This window comes from Acetivibrio sp. MSJd-27 (genome assembly GCF_018918095.1).
GTDB lineage: Bacteria > Bacillota > Clostridia > UMGS1840 > HGM11507 > HGM11507.
The window spans coordinates 1-9,517 of record NZ_JAHLPV010000060.1; the positions used below are offsets into that span (position 1 = coordinate 1).

Here is a 9,517-nt window from a genome sequence, read left to right on the forward strand (position 1 = left end):
TATGCGATGTTCATGCCAATCTCCTGCATGGTACGGCGCAGCGAGGGGATGCCGTACAGGTGCTGGATGAACACAATTTTGAACAATACCACCGGGTCAATGCTGGGACGGCCGTTGTCACGGCTGTAAAGCGCATCCACCAAGTCGTACAGATGCGTAAAATCCACCGCGCTGTCAATCTGCCGCAGCAGATGCTCCGATGGAACCAGCTCCTCCAAACATAGGATTTCTACTACATTTCTGCGCAATTCCTGCTCTTTTGCTAGCACACGCCGTCCCTCCCCAGTCTTTTCTTATCTTTATTTTACCACACATACGCAAAAAAGCCCAGTGTATACTGGACTTTTTCGACAGGCTGTATAGATTAATGTACATTAATCTATAAAACCTGTCATGCATCTATTATTACATATCATATTAGACATAAAAAACAGCAGTCCCCTCTTAAATATGATGAAACTGCTATTTTTATCGTGTTGATGATGGTGCTTTCCCTCTCAAATTTGTTATAGACGGACTGCAACGCTTTAACCGGTTTCTTACATAAACACTTTTATTTCAAAGTAGGGCGCATCCATCCCAATTTTTCAGCCTTCCGTATTCGAATGTCATCTAAAATTTGCTGGATAAGGAACTGCGTCAAAAATCAAATCTGCCTTATGTGAAAGCGTTTCCAGAATATGAGCATTTAATGCAAACCTTTTTTCAACGGTTACTGCAGGATAGTTAAAAGGCAATATGATTTTAAAATAGCCTTGTCCAAAGCCTCATGCAGCTTATCGACAGGCGTAATCAAATCAGCTTTTATCTGTTCTGTTGGTAATTCGTTTGCTATATCATTCACTCTGGAACATACACATTTTGCCTAGCTTTATATAAGCCACGCATCATCTGATGCTGCGTCATTTGCTCTGCCAAAACCTAAGCTAAGATTCCAATACATATAGACTTCTCCTAACCGCTCTTCCAACTTTGAATCCCAAGGGTCGTCAAGGGTCATATGAATAAAATTCATCCTGTTTGAATGTTTTCATAACAAAAAAATTTTTGATTGCCGCTTCCTACCGAAGTGTTCGAAGCAAATTCATCAAAATATTTCATTTTTGTTCACCTCGCGCTATATAAATTGGAGTGTTCAATATTTGCACAGTTAGAAACCACAACGAACTGCAAAAAGTCATTCAAATTGTTGCCAATCACTCAAAAGCATATGTGATTCTAATAATTGAGCATTTCAATTAAATAACACACCCACCTTTCCCCCCAGAAACACTTGAGTTTATCAAACGCTCCTATCTCATTTCAATAAAAACTCTAACAAGTTCCCTTAGATAGCATCTTATCCATATTGAAATATTATTGTATCATATTTTTCCTAAAACAAATATTAAATTTCCCATTCAAGAAATAAATTCTGTAAGTTCCTTAATTATTAGCCAAAGATGTCAAAACAATACGTGCCAGATGTAACAATAAAAAAACCAATAAACAAATAAATCCATACGAGCGACATTTACATTATCAATCTAAAGTTCACTCCTCCAAAATAGCTTGTCTGATTTATCTGAATATTAGATAGTATTTTCAAAAAAGGATTGATAGTCTGACCTATATAAAATTGTATAAACTATAATAAGATAAATTATGTTAAAAACAAACAAAATAATACTTAAATTTCATGTAAAATACAAGAAAATATCTCAATATATTTACAATTGTAGTATTATGTGATAAAATATCCACATCACATGAAAATATGAAATTTTAGGAAATATTTGTTGAAAAACTTTCTTATACAATACAGACAAATTAAAATAAAACTTTATATAGGTTTGCTTACTAAAGAAATAAGATGGGGAATTTTATAATGCTGGCTACTGTCTATTTTAAGGGGATTTTTAAGAAAACCATTATATCTTTTTATACGTTTTTGTCGAGGCGAGTTCCAAGAGTAATATAAAGCCATTCAGTATTTATTCAAATACTGAATGGCTTTTGCTGTCTTAAGTTATCCATAAAGAATTTGAAACTTTTATATTGTAAAAATTCCTTTTTTAAAAATATGATGAAAAGGGCTTATTTTTTATACCCTTTTTATAGAAAATAAACTTTAGCGGAGGAAAATACATGAAGAATATATTTGGAAAAATATTATGCTTGTTCTTGTGCATAGGGTTATTATTTACGAATACTACTTTAATGCCGAAGGCGGAAGAAGGAAATGTGGACATTCAAGCTGTGGCGGTCAGCCAGGAGGAAAATATTGAAGAGAACGAAGAGCAAATGGAGGAGAATCCTGTGAATCCAGAACGTCTGGAAATGGATGAAACTATTGTGGGAGTAGGCGTTCCTTCAATAGATACAATCTTAGAAAATGACTTTTCAAAGCAAATTGCAGTAGGAAAACACAACAGCGGATATGCAAATCTGGGTGGGACATATGTCTCATGGGGCAACGAAACCGTAGGAATGATAGGAGGCGGAGGAAGCATCAATAATACACCGGTGTATCACATCTTGCCGGACGGAGAAAAGGTGAAATCGGTTGAAAAAGGCTTTTTTCATACTTTGCTTCTTACGGAGTCCGGCAAAGTATTTTCCTACGGGGACAATGAATACGGTCAGCTGGGAAACAATACGAAAACAGATTCCTCGGTGCCGATAGATCTATCATCCTATTTTCAGGGGGAACCGATTGTACAGATTTCAGCGAATGGATGGCAGTCGTTCGCTGTCACTTCAAACGGAGAAGTTTACGGATGGGGCAGAAACCAATATTCCCAGATATATGGTTATGACAGCGAAATTTTGACACCGCAGTTAATTCCTTCTCTCTCAAACGTTCAAAAGATAGAGGCGGGCGGATACTGTACTTTTGCATTGGTTACAGGCGGTCATTTATATGCATGGGGATATAATGCAAAGGGAAATTTAGGAAACGGCGGTACATACAGAGAAGTATATCCATGTGATATCACCGGAAGTTTTGATGGGGATCTTATCACAGACATATCAGCGGGAAAACAGCACGCAATGGCGATTACCAATTACGGAAGGGTATTTATTTGGGGATATAACGATCATATGCAGGTAACGGGAGACAGCACGAACACATATTATGCTATGCCGCAGGATATCACAGAGAATTTCCCAGCAGAGGAAGTGCTTCATATATATGCAGGCGGAAATTCAAGCGGAGTTATCACGATATTTTCCGCCTATGTCTGGGGCGGCAATGAATATGGGCAGCTGGGAATCGGCAGCACGGACAATACAAATTATCAGGTTGATCTAGCGAATCATTTTCCGGCAGAAACAGAGATAACCGGAATGGCTCTCGGTGAAAATCATTCTATGTATATGACAAACAACGGGAAAATTTATACCTGCGGTGAAAACGGAAACGGACAGCTTGGCAACAAAACAGATTATAACGATTCCTATACACCGATCCATATTTCAGATCATTTACTGCGGACGGGAATCACCTTCTTTAATGATTTACTAGAGAGAAACGAACAGATTTTAGTCAAAGACTTTGATCAGATTCATTACATGATTGCAGAATATCATGAAGGAGAATGGGCGGATAATGCGGATTTATCGGACTTTCTGTATTACAGTTCTGACGAAAGCATTGTGGAAGTCGATCAAGAAACCGGACAGGCAATCATTAAAAAAGCAGGCTTTGCAGACATCTATGCCGTATGGCGGGATAATGCCCAGATTATTAACTGTGACTTTGAAAATCCAAAGTATGAAGGTTTTGTTGTGAAATTTCCATTGGAAATTCTTGAAATCTGTACAAAAACAGAGACGGGAAAATACGGCAGTTTCTATTTAACCGACGAGGGACGCCTTTATGGATGGGGCTACAACGCGAAGGGACAGCTGGGAAACGGGCGCACTGTAAACCGCAATTATCCCATGGAACTGACCAATTTATTTTCCGACACGATTCTCGACGTGCAAAGCGGATATCATCACACGGTGATTCTGACGAAAGCCGGAACGGTATACGCATGCGGCGACAATACATATGGACAGATCGGAAACAGCACAACGGAAGAACAGCTCTCGCCGGCTGAGATAACAGGCATTGGCGAGCCGATAAAACAAATCCGCGCAAGTGCCTGGCAGACGTTTGCTCTGAGCTATTCCGGAAGAGTGTATTCCTGGGGACGGAATCAATACCGTCAGCTGGGCGACGGAACAAACACGAACCACAGCACACCGACAGACATCACGAGCCTTTTCGGCGGAGAAACGGTGAAAGAGATTATAGCGGGAGACTACTGCACGTTTGCGTTGACTATGTCCGGGAAGATATATGCCTGGGGATATGGCGCTAAGGGAAATCTGGGAGACGGAACGCTACAGTCGAAAGGGACTATCACAGACATCACCGGTCAGTTTAACGGGGAAACCGTGACCGAATTATCCGCCGGCAAACAGCATGCCGCGGCGGTAACCTCCGAGGGAAATGTATATGTCTGGGGATACAACGACAAGTATCAGCTGGGGCAGACGGCTCCGCAGAGCGTGAGCAGTCCTCAGAGCATCAATCATCTGCTTGGAGACAGAACGGCTGTCCGTGCGAAGGCCTCCAACGATGTGACCGCTGTGCTGACAAGTGACGGAAAATTATTCGTATTCGGAAACAATTCCCAAGGTCAGTTGGGCAACGGGACGAAAGTCACGCCGGAGGCACCTTTGGATATCACACAATCTATCAACGGGGCTGTTGCTTCGATATCCTTCGGGGAAGGACATTCGGTTGTCAAGACAGAGGATGGGAAAATCCTCACCGCAGGATACAATCCTTACGGACAGCTTGGCGCAGGAAATATTACAAATTCTCTCACATTTCTTGATATCACAGACAACTTATCCAATTATCAGAAGAGTGAGAGCGGTGAAACGGAAGCGGAATACAGCATGTCCTGTCAGGAGGGATGGGACTATATGGTGTTGATCAAACTGGACAATGTGCCGATTAACCAACGTGAAATCACGGTTACCTATGATTCCGCGAAACTGGAGCTTCTGGACGGCTGTGGCTTTACGGAGAACCATGAGCTGCAAGCTGGACAGGTCTTCAACACAAAGATAACGATTCTGTCCCACGACGCAACTTCCGGAATACTGAAATTCAAATACAATGAAAACATGGAAGAAAGTCAGCTCTTTTCGGGTGTGGTGAACACGCTTCTGTTCCGGCCGAAAGGCTCTGTCTTAGCGAATGTCCATGTCAGTGTTTCAGCGATTACAGAGAATAACGAGGGGGGTTCCGAGATATGAAAAAGAAAATAATAATGATTGCAATATGTCTGGTTTTGGGACTGGGCGGAATCTTTTATGCCTTTGCGGCGAACAATGCTTTGCAGGAAGAACAGCTGCAAAGTCAGCAGATAGAAGCCATTGAAACACAGACGGAAGCAAAGCTGGAAAACGTGCTTGCTCAAAGGGATATGGAAACGATTTTACGGAATAATGGTTTGTATGAGGATGAAGTGCGCAAAAATATGACAAAATATCTGGAAACCATTGCGCTTTATCAAGTGCCGCAGGAGCATATCAATCTGTTTCTCGACCGTGCAGAGCAGGGACAGGATCTGGATAAGCTTTTGGATATCTATCGGTTTCTTTTTACTTATCATCAGGATTATTCTCTGATGGACACAATGTATCAGGATGGAAAGAAAACAAACTATAAAAACGGCCATTGGCTGGAGGAAGCTTTCAATGAAGCGACAAATTATCAAGGCGGTGTGCTCAACGAAGCTGAGATTCAGGCTTATTTGGATCAAGGGCTGACATTAAATGATGTCCATACGGCTAATATTTTTTGCTTTAAAGGTGTCAAACCAATCAAAACAATTCTCGATGAACGCCTTTCCGGAAAGAGCTGGTACGAAATCGCAGTCACCGTTTACCCCGAAGCAAATCTGGAGGCGGGGAAATTTAAAAATGAAGACGGATTAACCATTTTTGAACATATCAAAACTGGTCTCCTGAACAGGGAAAGTCCAAATGTTTCTTATGATAAAAGTGGAGAAGAAAATAAAATTTCTACCTTTTCGATTCAAAAAATTTCGGCAAAAACCGTATCAGCAAATGTAGTTGCAAAACAAAAAGATGTTGAATTTGTGCTGAATGATTCCATGATGGAACTGGCAAAACAGAAATTGCCTTCCTTAACCGATGAAGAGATCCGAACAAATATAGAAGAAAAAGGGTATCTGATCCGTGAAATGGAACGTGGTCTTGTGATTGCGGCACGGCGCGGAATCACACTGGATCAGGCCATCCGTTTCTATCTGATAGAAGAATAAAAAGGAGGGAAAATCATGAAACGAATTGTTGTTTTCTTTACAACATTGATAACACTGTTCTTAGGAACAATTGTAGTGTCAAATGCGGCGACAACCAGCGAAGCGACCGAAAATCTGTTGAAAAAAAACGCCTATTTTGAAATATATGGAAACAAACAAACGGCACCTATGAGTGTATCGGAAGCAGGGACAGAAAGTATCAATACGATAAGCAACAGTTTAAATTATACTGCGACTGATTTAACATTAGAGGGCAAAAACGGATTTGATGTTTCTATCAAGCGCGACTATGAAACTTTATCGCCAGTTAGTTACACCAGTAATGTAAAGGATGTTATTACTATTGGTTTAAATAATGTTAATCCGACGAAATCCTTTAGCTATAACTATGTTGTAAAATACTATCTGGACAATGATGTATCAAAACCATACTATATTTTATATGAAACCCTTTCGGAAATCAAGCGGTTTGAAAATGGGGATAATACCCTTACAGCAAGACATTTAGAGGATGCCTATAAAATTTATCCTTATTCTACAGATCCTACGGTATCCAAAGAAAATACAGATTATTATTACTACACAGGAAATGAATTCGATTATTTTTACAGAGTGCGCCAGGTAACCTATAATAATACCGCTTCCACTTTTACATTATACAGAGACATGAACTCATCTCCTATACTTATCCGTGACTATGTAAAGACAGAGCACTACAAAATTGAGACGCTGGGCAATCATGTTTATCATATTGGGTCGGGATGGACCTATAAACTGCCGACCATGCAGTTGGTTGATATAAGTATAGTCGATTATGATGTTCCGGGTCATCCGTTTTTTCAGGTGAAAACTTATAAATATGAGTTTATTGATGAGGAATTCGGACAAAGCTTAACCTGTACAACCGAATTTACGCAATATCCAAACGGTACTATTGAGAATGTAAACAATTCGATTTATACAGTAAATATTGAAGGCAAACCGTCCTACAATTCTCAAATGTATACAGTGTTAAACACATTTTCCGTAGGGGAAGTGGATCAGATTTTCGATGGGATTGTCATTGAACGGTATGACGGGGTAAAATTTTATTTTACGGATGGAGGTATGCTGCAAAAGAAAACGGATCGTTTCGGAAATGAAATTATATATAACTTTACCGGAAATCCATCTTCCAGCAATTCATTTAGCTGTAAACTATTAAGTATAACAGATACCTATGGAAGAGTGATCAGCTTCGCCGAAGAGGGAAATGTAAAAACCATATCTGTTGACGGAGTAGAAATGGTTCGGTACATTACAGAGAAACAAAATGATGCCTCCGTTGACCCGCAAAATAAATATGTAGTCGATGGCACGGCAACACTGACTGTTCAAAAGGGAGAGCCGGGCGCTTCCGGAAATACCATAAAATATAAGCATACACTGGAACAGAGCAGATGGAAACTTACTGCAGATGGAACAGGTATATCCAGCAAATACGGAGGCATTTTTGTTACCGATCATTATTTGTTAGACGAAATAGAGCTTTCAACCGGCGGAAAAATCAATTATCGATATAATTGTGAAACAGCAACTTCAAGAGATTTTTTGACAAAAGAAGTCTTCCGGATGTCGGAAAAATGGGAATCAGACCCCGGACAAACGGAGATAAAACAAAATTATAATACCTATGAATGGGATAAAGACAGTTACAGTCAGCCAATCAGCATTACTTCCAATGCTAACGTAACAGTAAAAGATAATTATAACAGAAAAAATCAACTGACAAAAAAAACAACAACTTACAGCGACGGGAAAAAGGTTGTTCAAGATTATACTTACAGTGATACTAACCCTGAAGGAGTCTCACTGATAAGTGAACTGTATGAAGTTACTACAATAAGCGGAAAATCGATCACTAAGACAACCAACAAGACCTACAACAAATATCACCAGCCGACCAGTGTTGCTGAAAATGACCGTCAGACCTTAACTACATACAACGACTACGGTCTCCCCATCGAGCAAAAACAAAAGCAGAGCGACGGCGTGTATGTGGGTACGAAAAACACCTATTCGGAGGATGGGAAAAAGGTCATCAAGACGGAAAGCTTCAAACAGACCGGAGATACCTATGAATATTTTGAAACCACAGATTTTGAATACAACCAATACGGTGAAGTGACAAAAACCACTGCCTACAACGAACCGCAGGTCAATGTGGTGACAGACATTGCATACAACTATGCGCCGGAAGAGGAAGGCATCCTTTACACCAAAACCACGACGGTGAACGATGTGGAGCATGTGGAGGGACAGACCTCTGTATCCACCCATGAAAAATACGACAAGATGGGAAATCTGGTCTATCAGAAGGACGGCAACAACAATGTGATCGCTATCACCTATGACAAACTGGGACGTCCGCTTGTGCAGACCAACCCGGACGGGACAACCAACCAATTCAGCTATGATTCGGTCAGCAATGAAATCATTCTGACCAACCAAAACAATGTGAAGCAGAAAATCAAATACGACAAGCTGGGACGGGAGCATGCAATCTATATGGAAGAGCCGGGGCAAGGCTATCAGAAAATGAAGCAGACAGACTACGATCTTTTCAGTCGTCCGATCAAGATATCTCTGTATGCGGAAAGTGAGACAACTCCCTCCGGCGTGATGGAATACACCTATTATGCGGACAGCAGTCCAAAGTCGGAGACGGCAAAAGAAGGCAGCAAGGTTCTGAGCAAAAAGGATTACGCCTATGCAATCAATAACAGTTTAAACCAGACTACCGTGGAGGTGTATTCGACCGATACGGCGAAAACCCAGATTGTACAGAAAACCGATATACACGGCGTGATCAAGGAACAACAGGCAATCTTTGACGGGAAAACCTATACCCAGAGCTTTACTCATGACACCTTGGGCAATGTGCTGACAACAACCGACTTCCGCGCCAATGACGAGAATTATACCAACAAAGCCGTGCAGAAAAACACCTATGACCATGCTAACCGGGTCACCAAGCAGGAGGTGCTGAAGGACGACGGCACCTATATGGAAAGCACAGTCACCTACGACAAGCTGGGACGGGCAGTGTCCGCAACCGATTTCAACGGAAACACGGTGACCACGGCATACAATAAGCTGAACAAAGAAACGGAAGTTGTCACACCGATGGAAGAGAATGTGAC

At 40.9% G+C, this 9,517-nt stretch carries 4 protein-coding genes; 3 read left to right on the top strand and 1 reads right to left on the bottom strand.

Annotation, left to right across the window (positions count from 1 at the left end):
• Positions 1 to 269: transposase (locus KQI32_RS12545; RefSeq protein ID WP_216423449.1), on the bottom strand; the 269-nt coding region annotated here is incomplete at its 3' end.
• Positions 270 to 2,127: 1,858 nt separating this feature from the next.
• On the opposite strand from KQI32_RS12545, the gene KQI32_RS12550 reads away from it, so the two are divergent.
• From KQI32_RS12550 to KQI32_RS12560, 3 genes are all read left to right on the top strand, one after another.
• Entirely contained in the window at positions 2,128 to 5,301 is a 3,174-nt protein-coding gene (locus KQI32_RS12550) for a hypothetical protein (protein WP_216425810.1), read from the top strand.
• The gene (locus KQI32_RS12555) at positions 5,298 to 6,335 is read left to right on the top strand and encodes a hypothetical protein (protein ID WP_216425813.1); all 1,038 of its coding nucleotides are present in this window, start codon (positions 5,298 to 5,300) and stop codon (positions 6,333 to 6,335) included. The genes KQI32_RS12550 and KQI32_RS12555 overlap by 4 nt, the downstream gene beginning before the upstream one ends.
• A 15-nt stretch (positions 6,336 to 6,350) precedes the next feature.
• Positions 6,351 to 9,517, top strand: a 3,167-nt coding sequence (locus KQI32_RS12560) for a hypothetical protein (protein ID WP_216425815.1), incomplete at its 3' end; no start/stop codon positions are given.

Coding starts and splice junctions, on each gene's coding strand:
- KQI32_RS12550 (WP_216425810.1), top strand. CDS start 2,128: ATGAAGAATATATTTGGAAAAATATTATGCTTGTTCTTGTGCATAGGG.
- KQI32_RS12555 (WP_216425813.1), top strand. CDS start 5,298: ATGAAAAAGAAAATAATAATGATTGCAATATGTCTGGTTTTGGGACTG.